The sequence below is a fragment of the Citrobacter sp. Cf087 genome, assembly GCF_030334285.1.
Classification (GTDB): Bacteria; Pseudomonadota; Gammaproteobacteria; order Enterobacterales; family Enterobacteriaceae; genus Citrobacter; species Citrobacter freundii.
Genome location: NZ_JAOWED010000022.1, coordinates 381,513 through 407,874, shown reverse-complemented (window position 1 = coordinate 407,874; position 26,362 = coordinate 381,513). Strand labels below are relative to the sequence as shown.

The 26,362-nt window shown below is 51.9% G+C and carries 27 protein-coding genes, 3 tRNA genes and 1 pseudogene; 20 read left to right on the top strand and 11 right to left on the bottom strand.

The annotated features are described in order from the left end of the window. The 5 genes from thiK to OGV57_RS04000 form a co-directional block, all read right to left on the bottom strand. The gene (gene thiK, locus OGV57_RS04020) at positions 1–825 is read right to left on the bottom strand and encodes a thiamine kinase (RefSeq protein WP_049016313.1); all 825 of its coding nucleotides are present in this window, start codon (positions 823–825) and stop codon (positions 1–3) included. Next, a complete protein-coding gene (gene lpoB, locus OGV57_RS04015) occupies positions 806–1,447 on the bottom strand; it encodes a penicillin-binding protein activator LpoB (RefSeq protein WP_003846732.1) in 642 nt (213 codons plus the stop codon). Before lpoB ends, thiK begins: the two co-directional genes overlap by 20 nt. 13 nt (positions 1,448–1,460) lie before the next feature. Then, on the bottom strand, positions 1,461–1,835 hold the full coding sequence (locus OGV57_RS04010; protein ID WP_003846733.1) for a YcfL family putative periplasmic lipoprotein: 375 nt from the start codon (positions 1,833–1,835) through the stop codon (positions 1,461–1,463). 2 nt (positions 1,836–1,837) lie between these two features. Next, entirely contained in the window at positions 1,838–2,197 is a 360-nt protein-coding gene (hinT, locus tag OGV57_RS04005) for a purine nucleoside phosphoramidase (protein WP_003030826.1), read from the bottom strand. Between the two features lie 272 nt (positions 2,198–2,469). Continuing rightward, a complete protein-coding gene (locus tag OGV57_RS04000; RefSeq protein WP_003846736.1) occupies positions 2,470–3,360 on the bottom strand; it encodes a LysR family transcriptional regulator in 891 nt (296 codons plus the stop codon). 146 nt (positions 3,361–3,506) lie between these two features. On the opposite strand from OGV57_RS04000, the gene OGV57_RS03995 reads away from it, so the two are divergent. Genes OGV57_RS03995 through OGV57_RS03970 form a run of 6 tightly spaced genes read left to right on the top strand, consistent with a single transcriptional unit; the run spans position 3,507 to position 9,379 of the window. Next, the gene (locus OGV57_RS03995; RefSeq protein WP_016149989.1) at positions 3,507–4,106 is read left to right on the top strand and encodes a cysteine hydrolase family protein; all 600 of its coding nucleotides are present in this window, start codon (positions 3,507–3,509) and stop codon (positions 4,104–4,106) included. After that, the gene (hypE, locus tag OGV57_RS03990; protein WP_003846740.1) at positions 4,103–5,140 is read left to right on the top strand and encodes a hydrogenase expression/formation protein HypE; all 1,038 of its coding nucleotides are present in this window, start codon (positions 4,103–4,105) and stop codon (positions 5,138–5,140) included. The genes OGV57_RS03995 and hypE overlap by 4 nt, the downstream gene beginning before the upstream one ends. Further along, positions 5,112–5,726: an acylphosphatase gene (locus tag OGV57_RS03985; RefSeq protein WP_226791588.1), complete on the top strand. Its 615-nt coding sequence runs from the start codon at positions 5,112–5,114 to the stop codon at positions 5,724–5,726. The genes hypE and OGV57_RS03985 overlap by 29 nt, the downstream gene beginning before the upstream one ends. Next, complete coding sequence (gene hypF / locus OGV57_RS03980) at positions 5,612–7,480, top strand: carbamoyltransferase HypF (RefSeq protein ID WP_226791586.1); 1,869 nt, start codon at positions 5,612–5,614, stop codon at positions 7,478–7,480. The genes OGV57_RS03985 and hypF overlap by 115 nt, the downstream gene beginning before the upstream one ends. Then, on the top strand, positions 7,473–8,192 hold the full coding sequence (locus tag OGV57_RS03975) for an HAD family hydrolase (RefSeq protein ID WP_016149987.1): 720 nt from the start codon (positions 7,473–7,475) through the stop codon (positions 8,190–8,192). The genes hypF and OGV57_RS03975 overlap by 8 nt, the downstream gene beginning before the upstream one ends. A gap of 17 nt (positions 8,193–8,209) precedes the next feature. Beyond that, the gene (locus tag OGV57_RS03970; protein WP_003842132.1) at positions 8,210–9,379 is read left to right on the top strand and encodes an MFS transporter; all 1,170 of its coding nucleotides are present in this window, start codon (positions 8,210–8,212) and stop codon (positions 9,377–9,379) included. Positions 9,380–9,422: 43 nt separating this feature from the next. Here the strand turns inward: OGV57_RS03970 and OGV57_RS03965 are convergent. Then, positions 9,423–9,498 (bottom strand) — tRNA-Asn (locus OGV57_RS03965). A 6-nt stretch (positions 9,499–9,504) separates the two neighbouring features. On the opposite strand from OGV57_RS03965, the gene OGV57_RS23675 reads away from it, so the two are divergent. The 3 genes from OGV57_RS23675 to OGV57_RS03955 all read left to right on the top strand — a co-directional run bounded on the left by OGV57_RS23675 (position 9,505) and on the right by OGV57_RS03955 (position 11,321). Beyond that, positions 9,505–9,612, top strand: a complete 108-nt coding sequence (locus tag OGV57_RS23675) for a DUF5951 family protein (RefSeq protein ID WP_219906050.1) — start codon at positions 9,505–9,507, stop codon at positions 9,610–9,612. 46 nt (positions 9,613–9,658) lie between these two features. After that, entirely contained in the window at positions 9,659–11,146 is a 1,488-nt protein-coding gene (locus OGV57_RS03960) for an EmmdR/YeeO family multidrug/toxin efflux MATE transporter (protein ID WP_003846749.1), read from the top strand. A gap of 99 nt (positions 11,147–11,245) precedes the next feature. Continuing rightward, a tRNA-Asn gene (locus OGV57_RS03955) sits at positions 11,246–11,321 on the top strand. 141 nt (positions 11,322–11,462) lie between these two features. On the opposite strand, the gene cbl is transcribed toward OGV57_RS03955, so the two are convergent. Together cbl and nac are read right to left on the bottom strand one after the other, a co-directional pair. Next, on the bottom strand, positions 11,463–12,413 hold the full coding sequence (cbl, locus tag OGV57_RS03950; protein ID WP_016149950.1) for an HTH-type transcriptional regulator Cbl: 951 nt from the start codon (positions 12,411–12,413) through the stop codon (positions 11,463–11,465). Positions 12,414–12,514: 101 nt separating this feature from the next. Continuing rightward, complete coding sequence (gene nac / locus OGV57_RS03945) at positions 12,515–13,432, bottom strand: nitrogen assimilation transcriptional regulator NAC (RefSeq protein WP_054528287.1); 918 nt, start codon at positions 13,430–13,432, stop codon at positions 12,515–12,517. A gap of 326 nt (positions 13,433–13,758) precedes the next feature. Between nac and OGV57_RS03940 the strand changes: the two genes are divergently transcribed. After that, positions 13,759–13,834, top strand: a tRNA-Asn gene (locus OGV57_RS03940). Positions 13,835–13,882: 48 nt separating this feature from the next. Here OGV57_RS03940 and OGV57_RS03935 read toward each other — a convergent pair. Beyond that, a pseudogene (locus OGV57_RS03935) lies at positions 13,883–14,104 on the bottom strand (type II toxin-antitoxin system PemK/MazF family toxin); the annotation flags it as partial. A gap of 223 nt (positions 14,105–14,327) precedes the next feature. Here OGV57_RS03935 and fecI point away from each other — a divergent pair. The 7 genes from fecI (at position 14,328) to fecE (ending at position 21,887) form a co-directional block, all read left to right on the top strand. Continuing rightward, positions 14,328–14,849, top strand: a complete 522-nt coding sequence (gene fecI, locus OGV57_RS03930) for a ferric citrate uptake sigma factor FecI (protein ID WP_003036312.1) — start codon at positions 14,328–14,330, stop codon at positions 14,847–14,849. Beyond that, positions 14,846–15,799: a ferric citrate uptake sigma factor regulator FecR gene (gene fecR / locus OGV57_RS03925; protein WP_032936174.1), complete on the top strand. Its 954-nt coding sequence runs from the start codon at positions 14,846–14,848 to the stop codon at positions 15,797–15,799. The genes fecI and fecR overlap by 4 nt, the downstream gene beginning before the upstream one ends. A gap of 86 nt (positions 15,800–15,885) precedes the next feature. Next, positions 15,886–18,210, top strand: coding sequence for a TonB-dependent Fe(3+) dicitrate receptor FecA (gene fecA / locus OGV57_RS03920; protein ID WP_054528286.1), 2,325 nt, complete (start codon positions 15,886–15,888; stop codon positions 18,208–18,210). Between the two features lie 58 nt (positions 18,211–18,268). After that, positions 18,269–19,171 (top strand): Fe(3+) dicitrate ABC transporter substrate-binding protein FecB, encoded by a 903-nt coding sequence (locus OGV57_RS03915; protein WP_054528285.1) that lies wholly within the window; start codon positions 18,269–18,271, stop codon positions 19,169–19,171. Continuing rightward, on the top strand, positions 19,168–20,166 hold the full coding sequence (fecC, locus tag OGV57_RS03910; RefSeq protein ID WP_054528284.1) for an iron-dicitrate ABC transporter permease FecC: 999 nt from the start codon (positions 19,168–19,170) through the stop codon (positions 20,164–20,166). The genes OGV57_RS03915 and fecC overlap by 4 nt, the downstream gene beginning before the upstream one ends. Further along, positions 20,163–21,119: a Fe(3+) dicitrate ABC transporter permease subunit FecD gene (gene fecD, locus OGV57_RS03905; protein ID WP_054528283.1), complete on the top strand. Its 957-nt coding sequence runs from the start codon at positions 20,163–20,165 to the stop codon at positions 21,117–21,119. Before fecC ends, fecD begins: the two co-directional genes overlap by 4 nt. Then, positions 21,120–21,887, top strand: a complete 768-nt coding sequence (gene fecE, locus OGV57_RS03900; RefSeq protein WP_003036301.1) for a Fe(3+) dicitrate ABC transporter ATP-binding protein FecE — start codon at positions 21,120–21,122, stop codon at positions 21,885–21,887. It begins immediately after the preceding gene. Between the two features lie 90 nt (positions 21,888–21,977). On the opposite strand, the gene OGV57_RS03895 is transcribed toward fecE, so the two are convergent. Next, a complete protein-coding gene (locus OGV57_RS03895; protein WP_226791653.1) occupies positions 21,978–22,112 on the bottom strand; it encodes an AraC family transcriptional regulator N-terminal domain-containing protein in 135 nt (44 codons plus the stop codon). A gap of 611 nt (positions 22,113–22,723) precedes the next feature. On the opposite strand from OGV57_RS03895, the gene OGV57_RS03890 reads away from it, so the two are divergent. Then, complete coding sequence (locus tag OGV57_RS03890; protein WP_054528281.1) at positions 22,724–23,665, top strand: lysozyme inhibitor LprI family protein; 942 nt, start codon at positions 22,724–22,726, stop codon at positions 23,663–23,665. A gap of 496 nt (positions 23,666–24,161) precedes the next feature. Here the strand turns inward: OGV57_RS03890 and OGV57_RS03885 are convergent, their stop codons facing one another. Then, a complete protein-coding gene (locus OGV57_RS03885; RefSeq protein ID WP_003036289.1) occupies positions 24,162–24,383 on the bottom strand; it encodes a hypothetical protein in 222 nt (73 codons plus the stop codon). A gap of 97 nt (positions 24,384–24,480) precedes the next feature. Between OGV57_RS03885 and OGV57_RS03880 the strand changes: the two genes are divergently transcribed. Both OGV57_RS03880 and shiA read left to right on the top strand, forming a co-directional pair. Continuing rightward, positions 24,481–24,684, top strand: a complete 204-nt coding sequence (locus tag OGV57_RS03880; protein WP_016149941.1) for an N-acetyltransferase — start codon at positions 24,481–24,483, stop codon at positions 24,682–24,684. 244 nt (positions 24,685–24,928) lie between these two features. Further along, on the top strand, positions 24,929–26,245 hold the full coding sequence (shiA, locus tag OGV57_RS03875; RefSeq protein WP_003036285.1) for a shikimate transporter: 1,317 nt from the start codon (positions 24,929–24,931) through the stop codon (positions 26,243–26,245). The last annotated feature ends 117 nt before the right edge of the window (positions 26,246–26,362 follow it).

The following is a 26,362-nucleotide window of genomic DNA, read 5'->3' as shown; positions in this document are numbered from 1 at the left end:
TTATCCTTTCATTGTTAGCTGCCGCCAGGTTTCATCGGCCAGCCTGATAAATTGTCTATCGCCGGTTTGCCGCCAGCGATACTCAAACCACCCCGCCTTCAGCATCATTATCCAGGGTTGCCATTGTCTGACTTGTCGCCACAAAACGTCTGGCTCAATGTGCGCTCGTTGAGCGTAGGTGCTAACCAGCTGTTGGTGCTGGGATTCATCGCTGACCCATACCGCCGCCAGCTCCAGGGCAATATCACCGTCTCCGGCGTATTCCCAGTCAATCAGCCGCAGCCCTGAGGCTGTGCGTACGATGTTGTCACCGTGAACATCCATATGCAGCGGCCCCAGACGCAAAGGTCGAGGCTCACCTCGTTTCCTCAGCCGCTTCAGCGCGCGCAGCCAGCATGGTGTACGACGCGCCGGATCGCCACACTGCCAGTACTGTTCAAGTAGCGGCAGCAGGCTGATTCGCCAGCCCAATCGGGGTTGCTGGTGCAGATGATACAGTAAGCCTGTGAGTTCGTCGGCGTCCGGTAATCTGGATTCTACCTTACCGTGAAAAAACTCGACGGCCATCCACCCACGCGTATAAAAATAAGGACGTGGCGCAAGGTTTTCTGGCAGGTGTTTTAACGCATGATATTGGCGTAAGAAATGCGATTCCGGCGCATCAGGGTCGTGATGACAACGCAGTACCAGCCGGTGAGAATGATGCTCAATGATGCAGCTCCCGCCGCTCAGGCCAGTTTGGCTGGCTGCGACGGGATGATACTGCGGGAAATAGCGCGACAACACTTCGCCGCGCGTGAGTCTGTTATTGTTGCTGAACGGCACCTTTACCTGACCAGATTATCTCGCCAGTTTGTACCAGCATTAATTGCATTTGCAGCGCAGGCGAATTGACGTTGCCGGATGCGCTGGAATAAAGCACATACTGCGCGCCAACGTTACGGGCGATACCAATCGCTTTACTGCGCGTTCCCAGGCTATCGTTCGGCGACAGACCTAACTGCTGCTTGGCAACTGCCAGTTGCTGAGCGGAAACCAGAGTAAACTTACCGTTATTCGCCAGAGCATTACGTAAGGTTTCGGTGGCTTCACCCGCGTTTAACGAGCCGTTGGTGCGGTTATTCACGCTATCAACCAGCAGAACGCCGCCCGCTTTTACGCCGTCAGCCTGCAGCATTTTTCCGACCATCGGCTGCATAGCCCCGTTCCAGTCATAATGACGTTGACGTGGCGTCGGCTGCGCCGTTTGGTCCTCGTGCTCAATCGGACCCGGCTGCTGCGGTATGGTTGGCACCGTTGGCACTACTGGCACCGGCTGTTGCGGCTGCACAGGCTGTTCCGGCACCGGCTTGACTTCCTCTACCGGTGCGGGCTCTCGTTGCACCACACAGCCAGAGAGAAACATCGCCAGCGCGGCAATCAGTGCGTAGCGATTCATTTTGATCATCAAGATTCACCCCTTACAAATAAAGATAAAGTCTAACCTTGTGCGCCCCCAGAAAATTGGCGCTGCCGTACAGCGTCACCGACGAATGAGCCGGGATAGTCACGCTGCGCGGCGCTTCCAGAGGATGCATTTCCAATCCTCTGGCGTCATACCAGTAAAACCGATAATGAACGGTGACGGGTTCTTGTCTTTCGTTATAGAGTCGCGAGGATGCCGAGGCCTGAATATCAGACGTGGTTAACGTGGGCTGTTCTGCTGTTATACCTGCCGCCAGAATCGTTGACTCCATCACCAGCGACTGCTCATCACTTACCGGAATTTCTGGGTGTGTTCGACAACCCGCCAGTAGCAGCAAGCCCAGTGAAAGTACAATGCATCCTCTGATCATGCCTACAGACCTTTATGCGCGAGCATTGGGCCAAGCGCACGGCCACCCAGCAGGTGCATATGAATGTGATACACCTCCTGACCCCCGTGGCGGTTGGTGTTCATGATTAAGCGGTACCCATCTGCAGCAATGCCTTCCTGCTCAGCAATTTTCGCTGCAACGGTGATCATGCGGCCCAATGCCTGTTCATGTTCAGCCGTCACATCGTTGACGGTTGGGATCAGGATGTTAGGAATGATCAGAATATGCGTAGGTGCCTGAGGGGAAATATCACGAAACGCAGTGACCAGTTCATCCTGGTATACGATATCCGACGGAATTTCACGACGAATAATTTTGCTGAATATAGTTTCTTCTGCCACGACGTTTTCCTTTTTTCATTAACAGCCCAAGCGTTTTGCCATGCTACGCCGGGTAACTCTGCGAGTATAGAGTATGAGCGAGTTACTCACGCTCTTTCAACTTTAACCCTCGATTTTTTAAGCGAAAACCCCAGTCAGTGCTGCTCTTATAACCATTTCCCTGCGCTATTGCTTAAGCATAGTACTGAAATCCTATTTTATTTATGCCCAAAGCGGTTTACACGTCAGGCATCAATGCGTGGCCGTTACCTTCTCGTCAGGGCGTATAACGGCTACATGACGATATCGGCCTCCCCGGCCATCACCAGGCGCAAGAAATCGTCCCGCCGATGGTTTTTAATTTTGGGGTTCCATGCCACACCAATGTTCCAGCGAATTTGTTTTTCAGCGAGCATCAATAGTCTCGCTTCGGCAGGCAAAAAATGCCGGACACTTGTGGGTAAAAAGGCGACTCCGTTCCCCCCGGCAACCAATGCCAATAGCGTAGTCATGTCATTTGTTACAGAGACCGGTTCAGCGCTAAGTTGGATGCTTTGTAGAAAGAGTGAGGTTTGTTCCGCAAGACATGGGCTGGTTGATGGATCCAACTGGAGTAAGGGATATGCCGATAGCGCACTCTGAATAGTCATGCTTTCCATATAACCCTCCATCGGAACAGCAAGAGCCAGCGTTTCCTCATAAAAAATATATGAAGCCAGGCCTTTACTGACCGGCATCCGGACAAAACCGATATGCAAGCGTCCTTCCAACAACATTTTCATCTGAGCGCTGGAGGGAAGATGATTAATAACCACTTCACACTCGGAAAATTGCTGATGGAATTGATTTATCCACTTAGGTACTTGCTGAAAAGAGGAAAGACCAAATCCCATAAATAACTTTTCACGATTTCTGGTATTTATTTCTTTCGCATAGTTTAGAAATTCAATATGGGATTGTAAAAGTTCATTGGCTTTTGAAAAAATCTGTTGACCAAATACTGTCAAACTCGCGCCATGGCGTCCGCGCAAAAAAAGCTCACCACCGGTCAAATGCTCCAGCGTTTGTATCTGCTTTGACAGTGCTGGCTGAGTCAGGAAAAGTTCCTTTGCAGCATTGCTATAACTTCCTTTTATCGCCAACGTAACAAAGGCACGCAGCAATTTCATATCTATTCCTTTCATTTATCGAACCTTGAAAAAAATGGAATTATACAAATACCTATAATAAGCACATGATAGCAAAGCATGGCAATAAATAAACATAACTCTCCATAGAGAAATCGCAAAAAAAATTACGCCCATTATTTTAATGATAAAAGAATATAAATATGCCAAATGTAGCTGTGTTAACAAATGATCTGCAATATGAATTTACATATAAAATAACCCATTCGACTCAGGAATTAGAACAAAAATTGACTGCATTTAATCAGTTTCTTGACGGCATCAGAAATCAAAACCAGGCAGTCATCCATTTGCAGTTAATAAATGACCCTGCCGATCCCGCAGTACAACGGCGCTATAAAAATCGCGATGCAGGTATTCCCGCCCTCGCAGGACGACCTGAAAACCGAATAATCGACAGTATTTGCGCCCCCTCCGATCTCATCGTAGTAAAAGGCAGAGATAGCGGTTTCTTTAATAATAATCTTGATGAAACACTGCAAAAACTGGGTGTAAAAACGGTCATCGTGACCGGCTTACAAACGCATGTTTGCGTACAAACCACGGCCGCAGATGCATTTTTCCGCGGATACAATGTTTGGGTGCCGGAAGATTGCGTATTTGCCCCTTCTGCCGATGATACCACTCGCGCCTTAGAGTGGCTTGCCAGCTATTGCGCAACCGTTGCCCCCTCGGCTGAGATTTTATCGCTGCTAGCAAAACATGACGATCTTCCTGAGCGCAACGAAAGGAAAACCGCATGAAAAGTCCATTAACACAAGCGATGAAACCAACAGATACCGTCGTTCTGGACCATGGCACGGGCGCTCGCCTGAGCAGGGAACTGGTCGAATTAATTGCGGAAATTTTGGGCGATACTTATCTGGGAACCATGGAAGACAGCGCGTTACTGGAGTTACCGTCCCGACAAATTGCATTTACTACAGATTCTTTTGTTGTCACTCCGCTGATCTTTGGCAATGGGGATATCGGTAAAATTGCCGTATGCGGTACCGTTAACGATCTTGCGGTAAGTGGCGCACGTCCGCTGTATCTGACGCTGAGTCTCATTATTGAAGACGGTATGCCCATATCTGAACTGAGCGCCATTATTGAGTCAGTTCGCGATACAGCCATTGCTGCAGACGTCAAAATTGTTGCCGGAGACACGAAAGTTGTCGGCAAGGGTGAGGCAGATCGCTTGTTCATCAATACAGCAGGCGTCGGCGTTATTGAGCGCGCCCCCGTTTCAATCAAAAACGTGCGCCCAGGACAAAAAATCATCCTCAGTGGTTTTATTGGGAATCACTCCATTCATTTGTTATCTCTGCGTGAAGGTCTGGGGTTTGAACGAAATATTCTCAGCGACTGCGCCCCTCTCAACGCGATGATTCACCAGCTTATCGATGCCGTTCCTGCCGGGAAAATTGCCTCGATGAGAGATGTCACTCGCGGTGGACTTTCCGCGGTACTCCATGAACATGCCCGTGCAGCAAAGCATGAAATGCGCTGCGAACGGCAATCTTTACCCATCCAGCCTGAAACGGCGATGGCGGCAAATATGCTGGGCGTCGATGTCATCAATCTTGCAAACGAGGGATGCCTTTGCCTGTTTGTCGAACCAGACAGCGCAGAAGACGTGCTCAGACTATTAAAGACGCACCCACTTGGCCAAAAAGCCGCCATTATTGGCGAGGTATTAGCAACGCCAGAAGTGAGAGTCAGCATGCTTGAGCAGGATGGAACCGTATCGACAATAGAGGAGCTCTATGGTGCAGAATTGCCACGACTCTGCTGAGCAAGGCGGCGCTCTGGAAACCCGACGTTACCGCATTTGCGGAATTGTCCAGGGAGTCGGGTTTCGTCCTTTCGTCCATCGACTGGCTCGCACCTTTGCCGCGACCGGCTGGGTTCTCAATGATTCCGAAGGCGTGTTACTGGAACTACAGGCTACATCAGACAATATCGCGCAGCTTATTGATGAGCTGGCATCTAACCCGCCGCCAATGGCCCGCATCAATGGTATTGTGGAGGTACCGCGAGAAAATTCGGATCAACGTTACGCAGAGTTTAGTATCCGTAAAAGCCGTCAGCTTGCGAAGATGGATACCATTATCCCGCCAGACTCAAACGTCTGTCAGGATTGTCTGAACGAAATGTTTGATCCGCAGAACCCGCGCTATCGGTACGCTTTTATTAATTGCACAAACTCTGCGGGCCGCGATATTCAATTATCCAGGCAATGCCCTATGACCGTTCACAAACAACAATGCAAGCCTTTGCAATGTGCCCGGCCTGTCAGCATGAGTATGACGATCTCGATAATCGTCGTTATCACGCGCAACCCAATGCCTGCCCCGCATGCGGACCAAAACTGGATCTGAGGTCGCGTAATGGCGAGACCGTAATAACAGATGATATCGTCAAATTTGCCATAGCAAGGCTACACGAAGGGGCGATTATTGCGATTAAAAGCCTTGGCGGTTTTCATCTGGTTGTTGATGCGAGTAATGAAGATGCGGTTTCGCAACTGAGGCAACGCAAACGTAGAGATGCAAAACCTTTTGCCATTATGGTAAGGGACGCGGACAACGCGGCACAAATAGTCCACGTCAACGCTCAGGAAAGAAAACACCTGGAAAGTGTAGAGCGCCCCATCGTACTGCTGCGTAAACGCCGCAGTACGATGCCGGAAATCATCGCACCGCATAACACGAATATTGGCGTCATGCTGCCATCAACGCCGCTTCAGTATTTAATGCTAGAAGATGCCACAATGCCAGCGCTGGTGATGACCAGCGGCAATCTTTCAGGCCACCCTATCGTATTTGATAATGTGAGTGCAATTGCGCAGTTGGGCGAAATCGCGGACTATTTTATTCTTAACGATCGTGATATTCACACGCGTATCGATGATTCAGTGGTCCGCGTTATGGCTCATCGTAACCACCTTTCATTCCTGCGACGTTCACGAGGTTATGCCCCCTATCCTGTCCACCTTCCTTTCAACGTTGATCCGATCATCGCTCTCGGGGCGGAACTGAAAACCACCGTTAGCATTGCTAAAGGTAATAAGGTGTTTATGAGTCAACACATTGGCGATCTCAAAAATGACCTTACGTTTAAATCACACCTTGCGTGCGTCAATCACCTGCAAAAGCTCCTCGATATTGAGCCAACGATTGTGGCCTGTGACCTTCATCCGGCATTTCGCTCAACGCGCAATGCGCTGGAGCAATCGCAGCTGCGGGTTATTCAGGTACAGCATCATCATGCGCATATGGCTGCGTGTATGGCCGAGAACGGACTCAGAGGAAAAACAATTGGCGTAGTATTCGACGGTACGGGTTACGGCACTGATGGCACAATCTGGGGTGGCGAATTTCTTGTGGGGGATACCAGAAGCGTTGAACGTGCAGCACATCTGCGCCACATCGCTTTGCCAGGCGGTGACAGCGCAGTTAAAGAACCCATCCGGATCGCTATTTCGCTATTAACAGAAATTTTCGGCGAGCATATTCCTGAATCCTCAATTCCAGGTCTAAGCACGTTGCCGGCTCAACAGCGTGACGTCTTCGCCAAAATGGCTATGCGCAGGATCAACACGCCTGTAACCAGCAGCATCGGTCGACTTTTCGATGGCATCTCCGCATTAATGGGTATTTGTACGCATATTGAATACGAAGCGCAGGCCGCCATTGAATTAGAAGCGTTGTTGCAATGCGATCTTCATATGGCACAACCTTTTGCCTTCTCGATTGTGGAATCAGAAGGCCATCTCGAAGTGGATTATCGCCCGTTGGTCCACGAACTGATTTCAGCACTGACAACACGGCCTCTCGATTTACCTGAGTTAAGCCGACGCTTTCATTCGACCATCGTAGAGATTATTACCGCGGTCTGTATCCGTTTGTCTGTGCACGCAAAAACACGGCAAGTGGTATTAAGCGGCGGGGTTTTTTGTAATGAGTTTCTTCTCATCAATGCTCTTGACCGATTACACGCGGCAGGATTTGAAGCTTACTGCCATCAACTTGTACCCACTAATGATGGAGGGATCTCTTTAGGACAAATTGCCGTCGCGTCCAGACTAAGTCAAACGAGTCAAACTAATAATAAGGAAACCGAGTATGCATAATATCACCAACAGAGCTGCCGCCGTGTTATTTGACATGGATGGTGTGCTTATTGATTCAAATGAGGTTATAGAAAGAGCCTGGCGCGAAGCAGCAGATATGTATGGTAAGACAATATCTGAAGACGAGATTATCAAACATATCCACGGGCAACCTGGTCCACATACTATTAGGGCACTGTTCAGTGACCTACCGCTCGTGGATCAGCAAAAAGTTCAGGCTCATATTATTCATGTCGAAAACACGGCTTCCTACAACCCTATTCCCGGTGTCTCTGAGCTTATCACTGCGCTGGATGCAGCAGGCGTCCGGGTTGGTATTGTAACCAGTGGCTGGCGTGAGAAAATCGACCGTGTGACGGCGATGCTTCAGGTTCAGTCTTGCATTTCCGTTATTGTTGAACGCGATGACGTCTCCCGGGGAAAACCCTTCCCTGACCCGTATCTTCTCGCAGCCGAACGTCTTGATCTTCCTGCGGAGAAAACAATCGTCTTTGAAGATTCTAAAAGTGGCGTAACGTCCGCAGTTGCCGCTGGCGCGTTTTGCGTTGGCATCGGTGGCGTTGAATTGATTCCATGTGGTGCCAGACTTGCTATTCCAGACTTTACCGGTGTTGAGGTCATATCACGACTGGACGGAAACACCGCGATTTCATTTTGTCCGGACCACATTTTGATCATCGATAAAAAAGATATGTCTCAGGCATCAGAGTAGAATTAAAAGGATCACTAATGGAAGTCGCGCAAAAAGGGCGCTGGGCTGTTACAACATTATTTTTAGTGAATGGGTTTGTAACCGGTGCCTGGGCAGTACAAATTGCCCAACTGGTTTCACGCTTTCACATTACTGATAAAGTAATTGGCCACCTGATATTGATTTTCGGGCTTGGCGCATTATTTATGATGCCGATGTCCGGCATGGCCATGGAAAAATACGGCTCACAGCGTGTCGTGCGCATTTTTTCCATTGCGGCATCCGTCGCCCTTATTCCTGTTGGATTCGCACCTGATATCTACTGGTTAGCACCAGTGCTATTTTTGCTGGGTGCTATGATTGGAGCAATGAACGTCGCAATGAACTCGAATGCCGTGGCAGTCGAAAAAGCACTGTCACGCACGGTGTTATCTTCATGTCACTGTTTCTGGAGCATTGGGCTTTTCATTTCAGGTCTTATTGGGGGGTATCTGGTTAAGCAATTCGGCTTTCTCATGCACCTGTTTTTAATTAGTGCTATTTCCTTAGCGATCACGCTGTCGGTATATCCACATATCATCAAAGATAAATCGATAAAAATAAAACGGTTAATCAAAGGAAAGCAGCCACATCGCTCATGCACGATCTACTTTATAGGCGTTATTGCCCTGCTCGCCATGATCCCGGAATGTGCTGTTGTGGACTGGTCGTCACGTTATTTATTGAAAAATCTCAATGCGACTACAGAAACGGCAAGCCTTTCCTTTGCCTGCTTTGCGGGAACAATGGCAATCTTTCGCTTCATGGGAGACTTCATTCGTAACCGCTTTAATGCCATTCTCGTGATGCGCTCATCCAGTCTGTTAGCTGGGATTGGGCTGCTGGCAGCCGCAATGGCTAGTCATCCCTGGCAAGCCACCGTTGCCTTCGCTATTGCCGGTATTGGCATAGCCAATCTGGTACCGATTGCTTTTTCCGCTGCGGGAAACCAGCCTGATATCTCGACCAACACGGGAATGAGCATCGTCACCACGATCGGTTATCTGGGTACGCTACTGGCCCCTGCACCTATAGGCCTGGTGGCTGAAATCACAGGTTTTCCTGCTGTATATACCGGGATGGCCGCCATGTTGGGCATGATTATGCTGCTTGCTCCCCTGATTAGGGTAAAGGCCAGCGTCAAATTTGATGCCAATTTGACGCGTTGAAAACAAAAAGCCTGCTTAGTTTCCTGAGCAGGCTTCTTAAATATGGCTCCTCTGACTGGACTCGAACCAGTGACATACGGATTAACAGTCCGCCGTTCTACCGACTGAACTACAGAGGAATCGTTGTGGAGGCTTATCTTAGCGGCGAAAAAAATTTTGTCAAACCTCATTTCTTCGAATGCGAATCAATTGATGCTTCTCTCGACAGTTTGTTGCATTTACAGACATTTTAAATAGAAAAAACTTTGCAGCTTTTATGATTCTCCCTCATCATTTGAAATGAGGTTTCAACTTTCTTCGTTAAGGTCCACTTTGAACGTCTCCGCTGCCTTACGCCAGGTCGCTTCCCGCACGCCCTGGTATGCCAAACGCAAGAGTTATAAGGTTCTTTTTTGGCGCGAAATCACTCCGCTGGCTGTCCCCATTTTCCTGGAAAACACCTGTGTGCTATTGATGGGTGTTCTGAGTACCTTCCTGGTAAGCTGGTTGGGAAAAGAAGCAATGGCCGGTGTCGGACTCGCCGACAGTTTTAATATGGTCATCATGGCATTTTTCGCCGCCATCGATCTGGGTACCACCGTAGTTGTAGCATTTAGCCTCGGGAAACGAGATCGTCGACGGGCCAGAGCCGCAGCCAGACAATCGCTGGTGATCATGACAATTTTTGCTACCGTGCTGGCAGCGGTCATTCACTATTTTGGTCAACAGATTATTGACGTTGTCGCAGGTGAAGCAACGCCAGACGTTAAAGCTTTGGCACTTACCTATCTGGAGCTAACGGTGCTCAGCTACCCGGCGGCAGCCATTGCGCTGATCGGCAGTGGCGCACTACGTGGGGCCGGAAATACTAAAATACCGTTGTTGATAAACGGCGGTATGAACATCCTGAATATCATCATCAGTAGCATCCTGATTTACGGGATCTTTTCCTGGCAAGGTCTGGGATTTGTGGGAGCAGGCCTGGGACTGACCATTTCGCGCTACATCGGGGCGATTGCCATCATCTGGGTACTGATGATTGGTTTTAACCCCGCGCTGCGAATTCCCTTCAAAAGCTATTTTAAGCCACTCAATCTCGCCATTATATGGGAAGTGATGGGGATCGGCATTCCGGCAAGTATCGAGTCAGTGCTGTTCAACGGCGGTAAACTTTTGACGCAGATGTTTGTTTCAGGCATGGGAACCAGCGTTATCGCCGGGAACTTTATTGCATTTTCTATCGCCGCGCTTATCAATTTACCGGGGAATGCTTTAGGTTCCGCGTCGACAATCATTACCGGCAGGCGTCTGGGAAATGGCCAGATTGCCCAGGCTGAAATCCAGCTACGGCATGTGTTCTGGCTGTCGACGATTGGGCTAACGGCAATTGCCTGGCTAACCGCACCTTTCGCCGGGGTGATGGCCTCATTTTATACCCACGATCAGGATGTAAAAGAGGTCATAGTCATCCTGATTTGGCTCAACGCAGCATTTATGCCGATATGGGCAGCCTCCTGGGTGTTACCAGCGGGCTTTAAAGGTGCGCGAGATGCACGTTTTGCTATGTGGGTATCGATGCTGGGCATGTGGGGCTGCCGCGTAGTCGCGGGCTACACTCTGGGTATCGTATTAGGATGGGGAGTTGTCGGCGTTTGGTTAGGTATGTTCTTCGACTGGGCCGTGCGCGCCGCGTTATTTTACTGGCGTATGGTCACAGGCCGCTGGTTGTGGAAATACCCACGCCCCGAACGTGAAAAGTGCATAAAACAACCGGTTGCGTCTGAATAATCGGCGAAATGGGGAATATTTCAGCAAACGATCGCATTTATCCATTCAGGCTTTGACAACGCTGAGCGGCATCGCTAATATTCGCCTCGTTCAAACGATTCCTCTGTAGTTCAGTCGGTAGAACGGCGGACTGTTAATCCGTATGTCACTGGTTCGAGTCCAGTCAGAGGAGCCATATTTAAGAAGCCTGCTCAGGAAACTAAGCAGGCTTTTTGCTTTTCTGCGATCCCATTAGCCAGGTAGAGCGCTTCACTTCACACCCAGGCTTTTCCATACTGGCGACGAGAGAAGCCCGTTTGCTCACGGGCTTTTATTGTTAAATCTGATAATCAATCACCGCTTCATCTGGCTCCATCGCCTGACGCTTAATTTCATCGACGGATAACCCTGCGTTGCATAGCTCGATGAATCGCCAGACGTAGTTACGCTGCAGTTGTCCGCGTTTAAGTCCTAGCCAAACGGTATTTGCATCAAACAAATGCCGGGTATCCAGACGGGTTAACGTCCCCTCTTCCTGCTCGCCGCTGGATTGCTCTGCCACCAGCCCAATCCCCAATCCCAGTGACACGTAAGTTTTAATCACATCCGAGTCCTGGGCGCTGAGAATAATATCAGGTATCAGCCCCTTGCGAGCAAACGCCTCATCGATGCGGGAACGCCCTGTAATCCCTTGACGATAGGTAATTAACGGCCAGTGAGCGATGGACTCCAGCGTTAGCGGAGAAACCTTCACTAATGGATGGTCCTGAGGAACAAGCAGGCTGTGGTGCCAACGAAACCAGGGAAAAGCCACCAACAATGGATCGCTGCTCAGCCGCTCACTGGCAATTCCGATATCTGCCCCGCCATTTTGTAGCAGGACATCAATCTCCTGTGGTGTGCCCTGAATAAGTTCCAGACGCACCTCAGGGAACAGCTCACGAAAGGCTTTTATCACCGCAGGCAAGCTATAGCGTGCCTGGGTATGCGTGGTGGCAATCGTCAGAACGCCGGACGTGTCATTGGTAAACAGATCCGCCAGTCGACGAACATTACTGGCCTCATTCAGAATACGTTCGGCAATGATCAGCAAGGCTTTACCCGGTTCAGTCATGCCCAACAGGCGTTTACCGCGACGGATAAAAATTTCGATGCCAAGTTCATCTTCAAGTTCACGAATGTGTCGGCTGACGCCCGACTGCGAGGTGTACAGTATATTCGCGACCTCCGTCAGGTTGTAATCCTGACGGGCCGCCTCGCGGATTATTTTGAGTTGCTGGAAATTCACGTTTCACTCCGGGCACATCAGACATTACGCTATTGTTAAAGTCTGATGCCCGGCATAACAAATAATAAAAACCTGCATCTTATTCCTCGCGGGAATAAGGTTTAGCTGACCAGCTGCAGTTCGCGATTTTCCAGCGCCGGACGGCTAACCAGCGACATCAGGATCTCCTTCACTGCCTGCGCCTGGGGCGATAAGCTCCCTCTGGCTGACACGTTCAACGATAATGGCAGATTCATCGATGGGGTTGTGATGCGTGCCATCCAGCCGTTCGCTGCATTGCATAATGAACGGGCGGCCGACTCGGGCAACACTGTGACGCCCATACCACTGGCAATGGCAGCCGTCAGGGTGGAGATAGATTCAATTTCGCCAATCACTTTAGCCGTTAAGCGACGTAGCGAAAAAGCTTCATCTACGCGCAGGCGAACCGCGCTGTAATCCCGTGGCAAGAACAAATTCATCTGCGCCACCGCGGCTAAATCGACGCTTTGCCCCGGGCACTCACGCGTGCCGACCAGATACAGATCCTCTTTAAGCAACGGTTGACTGCTGATGCCCGCCACGGGTGAACGCTCATAGAGCACTGCCATATCTAATTGCCCGCTGAGCAGCTTGTCATTCAGCACTGCCCCACTGTTTTCATGCAGATAGACCTGCACATCGGGCAGTTCGGCACGTAGCGTCTGTAATAACGGCATGGTAATGGATGACGCTGCTGTCCCCGGCGCAAGGCCGATAGAGACCTGGCCTGTCAAGGTCTGTCCCACGTTATTAACCGCAAGTTGCGCCTGTTCACACTGACGTAAAATCGTCCGGGCGTGGGTATATAACACTTTTCCTGCTTCCGTCGGCGTGACGCCACGCTTGGTACGAATCAGCAATTGCTGATCAAGCTCACCTTCCAGCGTTGCGACCTGCTGGCTCAGCGCGGGTTGCGCAATGTGCAATACTTCCGCTGCCTGGGTCAGGCTACCAATATCGACGATTTTCACGAAATATTTCAGTCGTCTGAAGTTCATTTTGCCTCCTGTCGGAATACCAGAACCCGTGCTGGCAGTCATTGAATTCAGGATTGCAAGATGCTTGCCACTTTCGTCTAAAACGGTGTTTTATGGTTAAAGCCGCACAAAGTCAGGAGTAAAAGCGAAGGAAGATCATTCTGCACACCGAAATATCTCATTCAGGCTGCCCTGGAAGAGGTAGACACGCACCAGAATGGGGCAAAAGCATAAAAAGACGGAAAGATCGCCGCTTTGCTGATTTTGTCAGCAAACGAACACACAAATGTATTTACCCCTTTGACAAGCCTCACCACCCTCGCTAATATGCGCCTCGTTCAAACGATTCCTCTGTAGTTCAGTCGGTAGAACGGCGGACTGTTAATCCGTATGTCACTGGTTCGAGTCCAGTCAGAGGAGCCATATTTAAGAAGCCTGCTCAGGAAACTAAGCAGGCTTTTTGCTTTTATGCTATTGCTCATTGCGCATATCAAAGCCACAGCTCAGTCTGGCCAACACTTCATTCATAATGACCGCAGGTATTTGTTCCAGGCGCTTGCCGTTCCGAGGTTCCATATCAATAGTTCTGGGCTGATCACGACGAATAACGCCCGTCGTTTTAGTGCCCGCATCATCCAGATAAACGCTAACACCAGCAGCATGAGCAAGGTTTCCGCCACTGGTGACAGGAAGTGAGGTGTCCGATTCTCACTCACAACAGACATGGTCAGATGTCATTCCAACCATCACATGCCAAAAGCAGACTCCTTTTCCCGTCTAATATCCACATCATAAGATTTTTATAAAAAACAATGCGTTAATACGTTCAACGTAATACAATTATATTTCCAATTGTAATGATAACCATTCTCATATTACTATAATCGCGTGATAATTAACTTTTGATACATTCCGCATGTCTGACCACGCCACTACCACTGCTTCCTTTACGCTCGAGTCGCTTTATGGCGCACATCACGGCTGGCTGAAAAGCTGGCTGACGCGCAAACTCCAGTCCGCCTTTGATGCAGATGACATTGCCCAGGACACTTTTCTACGGGTAATGGGCAGCGGGTCGCTCTCGACGATCCGCGATCCGCGCTCCTTCCTGTGCACTCTCGCCAAACGGGTAATGGTCGACCTGTTTCGTCGAAACGCGCTGGAAAAAGCCTATCTGGAGATGCTGGCGCTGATGCCGGAGGCGCTCGCGCCTTCGCCCGAGGAACGCGAGAGTCAGCTCGAAACCCTGCAACTCATCGACAGCATGCTTGACGGGCTAAGCGGAAAAACACGCGAAGCGTTTCTCCTTTCGCAGCTGGATGGTCTGACCTACAGCGAAATAGCGCTAAAGCTCGGTGTTTCGGTCAGTTCAGTGAAAAAATATATGGCAAAGGCTATCGAACATTGTCTGCTGTTTCGTCTGGAGCACGGTCTGTGAACGCTTCTATCACCGATTCTCGCCGTCAGGCTTTGCGCTCGGCATCACACTGGTATGCCGTATTGAGCGGCGAGCGTGTCAGCCCACAGCAGGAAGCGCGCTGGCAACAATGGTATGAAGAGGACAAAGATCATCAGTGGGCCTGGCAACAGGTTGAAAACCTGCGCAGCCAGCTCAGCAGCGTTCCGGGCGATGTCGCCAGCCGGGCGCTGCACGATACGCATCTTACCCGTCGTCATGTCATGAAAGGGCTACTGCTGCTGCTCGGCGTGGGCGGCGGCTGGCAGCTCTGGCAATCTGAAGCCGGAGAAGGTCTGCGCGCAGACTACCGCACAGCCAAAGGCGCGGTCAGCCATCAGCGGCTGGACGATGGCTCGCTGCTGACGCTCAACACACAAAGCGCCGCGGACGTTCGTTTTGATACGCGTCAACGCGCTGTCCATCTCTGGTACGGCGAAATTGCTATTACTACCGCAAAAGACGCGAAGCAGAGACCTTTCCACGTTGTGACCCGCCAGGGCCAGCTCACCGCGTTAGGCACAGAATTTACCGTCTACCAGCAGGACAACGTCACACGCGTTACCGTTCAACAACACGCGGTTGAAGTCTTACTGGCAAATCTTCCGCAGGAAAAACGCATCGTCAGCGCTGGCGAGAGCCTGCAGTTTAGCGCGTCTGAATTTGGTGCAATTACCTCAGCGGATGATGAAAGCGCCGCCTGGACGCAGGGCATTCTGAGCTTTAGCGATAAACCTCTGGGTGAAGTGATTGCCACGCTGAGCCGTTATCGCAACGGCGTGCTGCGCTGCGATCCGGCTGTGGCCGGGTTACGCCTGAGCGGGACCTTCCCGCTGAACAATACCGATGCCATCCTGAATGTTATCGCGCAGACTCTTCCAGTGAAAATTCAGTCGGTTACGCGATACTGGGTAAATATCTCAGCATTGTAAGAAAAATAATTCTCATTTCGATTGTCCTTTTTCCCCTTCTCATTCGACTCATAGATGAACACAACAAAAATGATGATGGAGAAGGTATGACGCCTTTACGCGTTTTTCGCAAAACAACACCTTTGGTTAACGCCATTCGCCTGAGCCTGCTGCCGCTGGCTGGGCTCTCGTTATCCGCTTTCGCAGCGCAGATTGATATTGCACCAGGCTCACTCGATAAAGCGCTAAACCAATATGCCGCACGCAGCGGAATTACCCTGTCTGTTGACGCCAGCCTGACGCGCGGCAAACAGAGTAACGGTCTTCACGGTGACTACGACGTCGAAACCGGTCTGCAACACCTGCTGAACGGTAGCGGCCTGCAGGTGAAACCACTGGGGAATAACAGCTGGACGCTCGAACACGTTCCTGCGCCGCAGGAAGATGCGCTCACGGTTGTGGGCGACTGGCTGGGCGATGCGCGCGAAAACGACGTATTCGAACATGCCGGCGCGCGTGACGTTATCCGCCGTGAAGATTTCGCCAAAACCGGCGCGACGACCATGCGCGAGGTGCTGAACCGCATTCCTGGCGTTACCGCCCCGGAGAACAACGGTACCGGTAGCCACGATCTGGCGATGAACTTTGGTATTCGCGGCCTGAACCCGCGCCTTGCCAGCCGTTCAACGGTACTGATGGACGGTATTCCGGTGCCGTTTGCCCCTTACGGCCAGCCGCAGCTTTCCCTGGCACCCGTTTCGCTCGGAAATATGGACGCCATCGATGTGGTACGCGGCGGCGGTGCCGTACGTTACGGACCTCAGAGCGTGGGCGGCGTGGTGAACTTTGTCACCCGCGCCATTCCGCAAGACTTCGGTATCGAAGCCGGCATGGAAGGCCAGCTCAGCCCAACGTCCTCACAAAATAACCCAAAAGAGACACACAATCTGATGGTGGGCGGCACGGCGGATAACGGTTTTGGTACCGCCCTGCTTTACTCCGGCACCCGCGGCAGCGACTGGCGCGAGCACAGCGCGACGCGCATCGACGACCTGATGCTGAAAAGCAAATATGCGCCGAACGACGTGCATACTTTCAACAGCCTGCTGCAATACTACGACGGTGAAGCCGACATGCCCGGCGGCCTGTCGCGCGCGGATTACAACGCCGACCGCTGGCAGTCCACGCGCCCTTACGATCGCTTCTGGGGGCGCCGCAAGCTGGCAAGCCTCGGCTATCAGTTTCAGCCGGACAGCCAGCATAAATTCAATATTCAGGGCTTCTACACCGAAACCCTGCGTAGCGGCTACCTGGAACAGGGCAAACGCCTCACCCTTTCACCGCGTAACTACTGGGTACGCGGCATTGAACCGCGCTACAGTCAGAGCTTTATGGTGGGTCCTTCCGCGCACGAAGTGGGCGTGGGATACCGCTATGTGAGCGAGTCGACGCATGAAATGCGTTACTACACCGCCACCAGCAGCGGACAACTCCCGTCCAGCGCTAGCCCATACGATCGCGACACCCGTTCCGGTACCGAAGCGCACGCCTGGTATCTGGATGACAAAATCGACGTAGGCAACTGGACGATCACACCGGGTATGCGCTTTGAACATATCGAGTCATACCAGAACAACGCCATCAAAGGCACACATGAAGAAGTGAGTTACAACGCCCCACTTCCGGCGCTAAACGTGCTTTATCACCTGACTGATAGCTGGAATCTTTATGCAAACACTGAAGGCTCATTCGGCACCGTACAGTACAGCCAAATTGGCAAGGCTGTGCAAAGCGGCAATGTGGAACCGGAAAAAGCGCGAACCTGGGAGCTCGGAACCCGATACGACGATGGCGCGCTGACAGCGGAAATGGGGCTGTTCCTGATTAACTTTAATAATCAGTACGACTCCAACCAGACCAACGACACCGTAACCGCACGGGGTAAAACGCGCCATACCGGGCTGGAAACCCAGGCCCGCTATGACCTCGGCACGCTGACGTCAACGCTCGACAGCGTTTCGGTCTACGCAAGCTATGCGTATGTGAACGCCGAGATCCGCGAGAAAGGCGACACCTACGGCAACCAGGTGCCGTTCTCCCCGAAACACAAAGGCACATTGGGCGTGGACTATAAACCGGGTAGCTGGACGTTCAACCTGAATAGCGATTTCCAGTCCAGCCAGTTTGCGGATAACGCCAACACCGTGAAAGAGAGCGCCGACGGCAGTACTGGTCGCATCCCTGGCTTTATGCTCTGGGGCGCACGCGTAGCTTATGATTTTGGTCCGCAAATGGCAGACCTGAACCTGGCGTTCGGCGTGAAGAATATCTTCGACCAGGCGTACTTCACCCGCTCTTATGACGACAACAACAAAGGCATCTACGCAGGCCAGCCGCGCACGCTGTATATGCAGGGGTCGTTGAAGTTCTAATTCACACCGATTTCGTTGGCCGGGTAAGCGCAGCGCCACCCGGCTTTCAGGAGCACCGATGTTCACATTTATCCGCACACTTTTCGCCGCTCTGCTGCTGGTCACCAGCCACGCTTTTGCCGCCACGGTTCAGGACGAACATGGCACCTTTACGCTTGATAAAACGCCACAGCGGATAGTGGTACTGGAGCTGTCGTTCGCGGACGCGCTGGCTGCCGTCGATGTCAGTCCGGTCGGCATTGCCGACGATAACGATGCCACGCGCATTCTTCCCGAAGTTCGCGCCCATCTGAAACCCTGGCAGTCTGTCGGCACGCGTGCGCAGCCGAGTTTAGAAGCCATTAGCGCGCTGAAACCGGACCTGATCATCGCCGACAGCAGCCGTCATGCGGGTATTTACAGCGCCTTACAGCAAATCGCACCGGTGCTGCTGCTGAAATCTCGCAATGAAACCTACGCTGAAAATCTTCAGTCTGCGGCCATCATCGGCGAGATTGTGGGCAAAAAGGCACAGATGCAGTCACGTCTGGCGCAACACAAACAACAGATGTCAGCGTGGGCCAACCAGTTACCAAAAGGCACGCTGGTGTTGTTTGGTACGTCCCGGGAGCAGCAGTTCAACCTGCACACGCAGGAGACCTGGACTGGGGGCGTCCTGACCGCTCTGGGGCTGAAGGTACCTGCGGCGATGGCGGGTGCGTCTATGCCGTCCATCGGCCTGGAACAGCTGCTGGCGATCAATCCTGCATGGCTGCTGGTCGCCCACTACCGCGAAGAGAGCATCGTCAAACGCTGGCAGCAAGACCCGCTGTGGCAGATGTTAACGGCTGCGCAAAAACAGCAGACGGCGTCGGTCGACAGTAACGCCTGGGCGCGGATGCGCGGCATTTTTGCGGCCGAACGTATTGCCAGCGACACGGTAAAAATCTTTCATCACCAGCCTTTATCCGATGTGAAATGACAGTTCTCAGACATCCGGCACTGCAATGGGGGCTGCCCCTTGCCGCGCTTATCGCAATTTTCTGGCTGAGTCTGTTTTGCTACTCGGCCATTCCTGTTTCTGGCGTTGATGCTATTCGCGCCCTGCTGCCGGGCCACGTGCCGACGCTTGCACAAGCGCTGGTGCAAAACCTACGTCTGCCGCGAAGCCTGGTCGCCATTCTGATCGGCGCAAGCCTGGCTCTCGCGGGAACGCTGCTGCAAACCCTGACGCATAATTCAATGGCCTCCCCTTCACTGCTCGGCATTAACAGCGGCGCGGCGCTGGCTATGGCACTGACCAGCGCGCTCAGCCCCGTGCCCGTCGCGGGTTACTCCATCGCCTTTATCGCCGCCTGTGGCGGCGGCGTAAGCTGGCTGCTGGTGATGACCGCAGGCGGCGGATTTCGCCACACCCAGGACCGAAACAAACTGATCCTCGCGGGTATCGCTTTCTCGGCGTTTTGCATGGCCCTGACCCGCATCACCCTGCTGCTGACGGAAGATCACGCCTACGGCATTTTTTACTGGCTCGCAGGGGGCGTATCTCACGCACGCTGGCAGGAGTTCTGGCAGCTTTTACCGGTGGTGGCGGTCGCTGTACCGGTGGTGTTGCTGCTGGCCAATCAACTGAACCTGCTTAACGTCAGCGACAGCACCGCCCGCACGCTGGGGGTGAATCTGCCGAAGCTGCGTTTGATCATCAACATTCTGGTGCTGCTTCTGGTCGGTACCTGCGTCAGCGTGGCTGGCCCGGTGGCGTTTATCGGTCTGTTGATGCCGCATCTGGCTCGCTTCTGGGTAGGATTTGACCAGCGCAAGGTCCTGCCGATGAGCATACTGATGGGCGCCACACTGATGCTAGTGGCGGATGTTCTGGCCCGCGCGCTGGCTTTTCCTGGCGAATTACCCGCGGGGGCTGTGGTTGCTCTGATTGGTGCGCCCTGCTTTGTCTGGCTGGTCAGGAGGCGTGGTTGAAAATTGTGTTAGTCATTTTTATCGCCCTCGCACTGGCAGGATTTTCGCTGCTGTCTCTGCAAATGGGGGGGATCGCCGTTCCCTGGCGCGCCCTGCTGACCAACTGGCAGGCCGGGCGTGAGTATCATTACGTGTTAACGGCGTACCGCCTGCCGCGACTGCTGCTGGCGTTGTTTGTCGGAGCAGCCCTCGCGGTTGCAGGCGTTCTGGTACAAGGGATCGTTCGTAACCCTCTGGCGTCGCCGGATATTCTCGGCGTAAACCATGCCGCCAGCCTTGCCTCTGTGGGCGCACTGCTTCTCGTACCGTCACTGCCGGTGATTGCTCTGCCGCTGCTGGCCTTTGCCGGTGGCATGGTGGGCCTGATACTGCTGAGAATGCTGGCGAACACCAGCCAGCCGATGAAGCTGGCACTCACGGGTATCGCGCTGTCTGCCTGCTGGGCCAGCCTGACGGACTGGCTGATGCTTTCGCGCCCGCAGGATGTGAACGGCGCCCTGCTGTGGCTGACCGGCAGCTTATGGGGCCGTGACTGGAGCTTTGTGAAGATTGCCGTCCCGCTGCTAATGTTGTTTCTGCCGCTGAGCCTGGGTTTTTGCCGCGATCTCGACCTTCTGGCACTGGGCGATGCCCGCGCCACCACGCTCGGTGTGTCGGTGCCGCGTATCCGGCTCCTGGCTTTGCTACTGGCCGTCGCCATGACATCTACCGGCGTGGCCGTCTGCGGCCCAATTAGTTTTATTGGTCTTGTGGTGCCGCATATGGTGCGCAGTATTACCGGTAGGCGTCACCGCTGGCTGCTGCCCATATCGGCCATGACAGGTGCGTTGCTGCTGGTGGTTGCCGACCTGCTGGCGCGAATTACTCATCCCCCGCTGGAGCTTCCGGCTGGCGTACTGACCGCCATTATCGGTGCACCGTGGTTTGTCTGGCTGCTTGTGAGAATGCGATAAATGACATTACGAACTGAAAATCTGACGGTCTGTTACGGTACAAACAAGATCCTTGATGGCGTTTCACTCGCCCTACCAGCGGGGAAGACAACCGCCCTGCTCGGCCCTAACGGCTGCGGGAAATCGACGTTGCTAAACTGTTTTTCACGGCTGTTAGCGCCGCAATCCGGTGGCGTATTTCTCGGCGATAATGCCATCAACACGCTCTCATCACGCCAGCTAGCCCGCAGGCTGGCGCTGCTGCCCCAGCACCATTTAACGCCAGAGGGGATCACCGTCCAGGAGCTTGTTTCGTACGGTCGCAACCCGTGGTTGTCACTCTGGGGGCGCCTCTCCGTTGAAGACAATGCGCGGGTCCAAGATGCTATGCACCAGACCCGGATCCAACATCTTGCCGACCGACGGTTAACCGATCTTTCCGGCGGTCAGCGCCAGCGCGCCTTTCTGGCGATGGTCCTGGCCCAGAATACACCCGTCATACTACTCGATGAGCCAACCACCTATCTCGATATCAATCACCAGGTGGAACTGATGCGGTTGATGGGCGAACTCCGGGCTCAGGGGAAAACGGTGGTCGCAGTGCTGCACGACCTTAATCAGGCCAGCCGGTACTGCGATCATCTGGTGGTAATGGCGAACGGACATATTATGGCGCAAGGCACACCAGAAGCGGTGATGAACCCTGGATTGCTGAGAACCGTATTCAACGTGGATACGGAAATACACCCCGAACCAGTATCTGGTAGGCCGATGTGTGTAGTGAGGTAAATGACACAAGCTGTAATGTTACCATGGTCTCAACAGGTCGCCTGTCATATCACTTGCGCTGTGATGACTTCACTCTGCCCAGGTAACATTTCAACTGTTCTGAGCTGAATAATATTGCAGCGTTCTGTCATCAATCATCATGCGTTTAGGACCAGTCAAAACCATGTTAATCATCGGTTCATAAACTGCAGACAGGCGGTGTTCAGGGATTACTCTCAACACCATAGCAACCCGTGAAATGCAGGTTTCGGTACGCTGATTATCCGTGGCTAATGCAAGTTCTAGTAACTTCGGTAATTTTTGCATTTACCGAGTGATAACACGTCGCTGTATGCACAGCAAGAGAGGCAGGATAAAGGAAAAAGCGAAGAGGATGGAGAAACGGGGAGACGCGTTAATTCATCTTTCCGCTTAATATTAACGGGCGCCGGGTTGCTTCATGCCAACACCCGCGGTGTACCAGGAGCGGACGTTGCTAAGTTTGGTCTGCATTAATTTGAAGGGAGCAGGACATATGAGCCAAGAACGAATTTCTGCGGATTTTTTTTCGTGCACCGCGGAGGTAAAGGTCATAAATGGTACGCCAGCACCGACTTTACCTGGTTTTTTTAAGTTCAGCAGCAAAACCTGCCTTGTAGGTTTCCGGCGTCGGGATAATCGATACTGAACCTTGTGCATACCATTCTCATCAGTTGAATTAAAGATTCCACAGTCTTTGCCGATATCACCTTGGTTCTTGCTTGTGATGCGTTCAGTGTTCAGCGCTATTTGCTGTAGCCCTCCGGACTGATTACAGACCGCCTCTTAAAAGCCAATCCATACTCTAAAGGGAACTCATGAGATTAAAATACTCAGCACTCTTACTCGCCGTTGCCATTACAGGCTGTGATAACAAAAAAGACATGATCGGTTGTTCCTCTGAAATGACCCAGTCAGCTCTCATGGATTTATTAAAAAAATCTGCTTATGAAGGTCTCTCTGAACAGGTCGACAAATACCCTGACGTCACTAATCAGACCAAACGAAGCGCTTTGGACAAGATTAAACTGACCATCTCTGAAATCTCCACAACTTCAAGTGACACGGGCAGCACAATGAAAACTTGTGAAGGGACCGTGACGATGACCCTACCTGCGAACGAGTACGCACAGCTTTCTGATGCTTACAGAAAGAACTTTAACCGTAATCTCGACAAGCAAATGGAAAGCCTGTCTTTGGATAACAACGCAAACGCCTTTTCAAAACGCATCTCCTACACCGCACAGGCAACCGACGATCAGAAAAACGTTTTTGTAAAAGCTTCTTCTGATAACCCAATATCAGTGGGTGCCGCTGCACTGACATCGCTTTCCATCATCAACCCGATCGTTGAGCAGCAGAAAATCCAGCAGGCTAAGGATGCCCAGCAGAGTCAAATTGAAGCAGAACAACAGGCACAACTCAGGGCGCAGCAACAAGCTAAGTATGAGGCGGAGCAGCAAGCTCAGCAAACCATTCAACAACAATCCTACCAGCAGCCTCAGCAGCAAAAAGCTGACAACCTTGATCAGTCCCGAATGGCTTTTGCGAATGCCGACTCTGATTTGAATACCGCTTGGAGCACATTAACGCCAGCGAAGAAAAAAGAGTTGCTGCCTTCTCAGCGCCAGTGGATCAAAACTAAGGATGCTATGTGTGGCAAAGTTTCAATGCAGGGAACAGATGCTGAAGTCAAGAAAATGGTCGACTGCCAGACACAAATGACTCTTTCAAGGACCGCTTTTTTCAGAAATCAATAGCGGAAGCTCCCTTCAAGCTGGTGGCCAGGGCTAAGCTGGCGCCAGCGGAATGCGGGAAAATTTCAGCCGTTGTTCCCTGATGTCCCACGCGGATATTTTGCTCGCGGTTAGAACGGGATTTTGGGGCGTAGATATTTCCTTAAAGGCGATGATCAGTATAGTCATCAAGTACATGAACTTTCTGTTACAGATATGCAAGTATTAAGACAACTTGCTTTCCGTGATTACCAATGATGTTCATCGTTGCAGGCACTCAAAAAAGAATTCATCGATCATCAATTGCAACAGGTATTGCCTGCCCGGGATCGATTAATACAAATTAAATTTGTTACTGGAGAGTGATGCCTAATTATTCTGGAACGCTCCACCGCCATGAGTAAAATGTCTGCACTTCGCTCAAAGTTGCCCCTCAGCTCCACACCAGGTGTTGAGTAAACGCATCCGTGTAAGTGCACAATTTTCATGTGCCACTAAAGCAGTGTGTTCCCATCGACGTTCAGTCAGCTTTATACGCCTGCCACTCGCGCCAGACATTCTCAGGATCAATATCGCGGTAGCCACGCTCTCTGATTATATCCTCGGCTGCTTCGGCCGGCAGGCGGATGGCTGTAGCGCCATCGCGAATGGACTCAACCTCATCGCGGGTCAATTCCCGTCCTATGTCCTGTTCTTTATCAATCAGGACTACGATCAACGCAGGGATAAAAACAATCTTCATACTGACAAGCCTCTGAAATATTCGCATCCCACTGTATCACTGACAGTTTTGATATAATTTAGTAATCGTCAATTTATTACCAGGACGGGAATCATTCATGACATTACAAATCCGTGACGCCACACCGGCCGACGCGATGTTGCTTAATGCGCTGGGCTACCGCATCTACCGCGCACACTTTGAACAAAAGGCACTGGAGCTTCGCTTATATGTCCACGGAGATAACGGGCGTGCGATTCGTGCTTATGAGCGATGTGGTTTCACTGAATCTCCGTATACCATTATGAAAGTGGGTATATAGCTTCCCCAAATACAGTACTCCTAATGCTCCGCCTGAAATCAGAACACTCCTGACAGGCCACGATTCCACCTGATTCAGATTTTTCATTCATCTTATTTTTCATGTTGCCATCAGATGAGGGAGATAATCGTTTTCACTTCCCGTCTGTCGCGATAATCTCATAACGGTCGTTAATATTGCGACTGCAATGTGTGTAACCCAACTCAAATACTAATAACTAAAAAACAGTACAGACAGGATAACTATGGATTCCACCCTCACCTCCACGGGTCCCCAACAGGACGCCTCTTCGCTTAACCGCGCCCGACGCGCTGCGCTTGGCAGCTTCGCGGGTGCCGTGGTCGACTGGTATGATTTTCTGCTTTATGGCATTACTGCCGCACTGGTCTTTAACCGCGAGTTCTTCCCGCAAGTCAGCCCAGCGATGGGGACACTTGCCGCATTTGCTACCTTTGGCGTCGGATTTTTGTTCCGTCCGTTAGGCGGGGTGATCTTCGGCCACTTCGGCGATCGTCTGGGCCGTAAACGTATGCTGATGCTTACCGTCTGGATGATGGGTATTGCCACTGCGCTGATCGGGATTATTCCCTCTTTTGACACCATTGGCTGGTGGGCTCCTGTGCTGCTGGTGACACTACGCGCCATTCAGGGATTCGCCGTTGGCGGTGAATGGGGCGGCGCAGCGTTGCTCTCGGTCGAAAGCGCGCCGAAAAATAAAAAAGCCTTCTACAGCAGCGGCGTCCAGGTTGGTTACGGCGTCGGACTGTTACTTTCTACCGGTCTGGTCTCGCTGATTAGCTCGCAAACCACCGATGAGCAGTTCCTGAGTTGGGGCTGGCGTATTCCATTCCTGTTCAGCATCGTGCTGGTATTGGGCGCGTTGTGGATGCGTAACCGAATGGATGAATCGGCCGAATTCGAACAGCAGCAGCAGGCACCGCAACCAGAGAAAAAGAGACTACCGGTAGTCGAGGCATTAATCCGTCATCCAGGGGCGTTTTTGAAAATTATCGCTCTGCGCCTGTGTGAACTGCTGACGATGTATATCGTCACCGCGTTTGCCCTTAATTACTCCACGCAGAATCTGGGCTTACCTCGCGAACTGTTTCTGAATATCGGGTTGTTAGTTGGTGGACTGAGCTGTCTGACCATCCCCTGCTTTGCCTGGCTCGCCGACCGCTTTGGTCGCCGGCGCGTTTACATTACTGGCGCACTGGTCGGGACGCTTAGCGCATTCCCGTTCTTTATGGCGTTAGAAGCGCAATCCATTTTCTGGATCGTGTTCTTCGCGATTATGTTGGCCAACATTGCACACGATATGGTGGTCTGCGTACAGCAGCCTATGTTTACCGGTTTGTTTGGCGCAAGCTATCGCTACAGCGGCGCAGGCGTTGGTTATCAGGTAGCAAGCGTAGTTGGCGGCGGTTTTACCCCCTTCATTGCTGCTGCACTGGTAACATTCTCCGGCGGAGACTGGCACAGTGTAGCCATTTATCTGATGGCGGGTTGTCTTATTTCCGCGACTACAGCATTGCTGATGCGGGATAAGCAGCACGGTTAAGCCAGGGTGCGGAGGCCGTCCGGTCTTCGCGCAATCTTCCTCAACGTCTGACTTTTGTTTCACATTCCTGTGACATACTATCGGGAGAGCAGTACATCTGTGGAACAAGGAGACAGA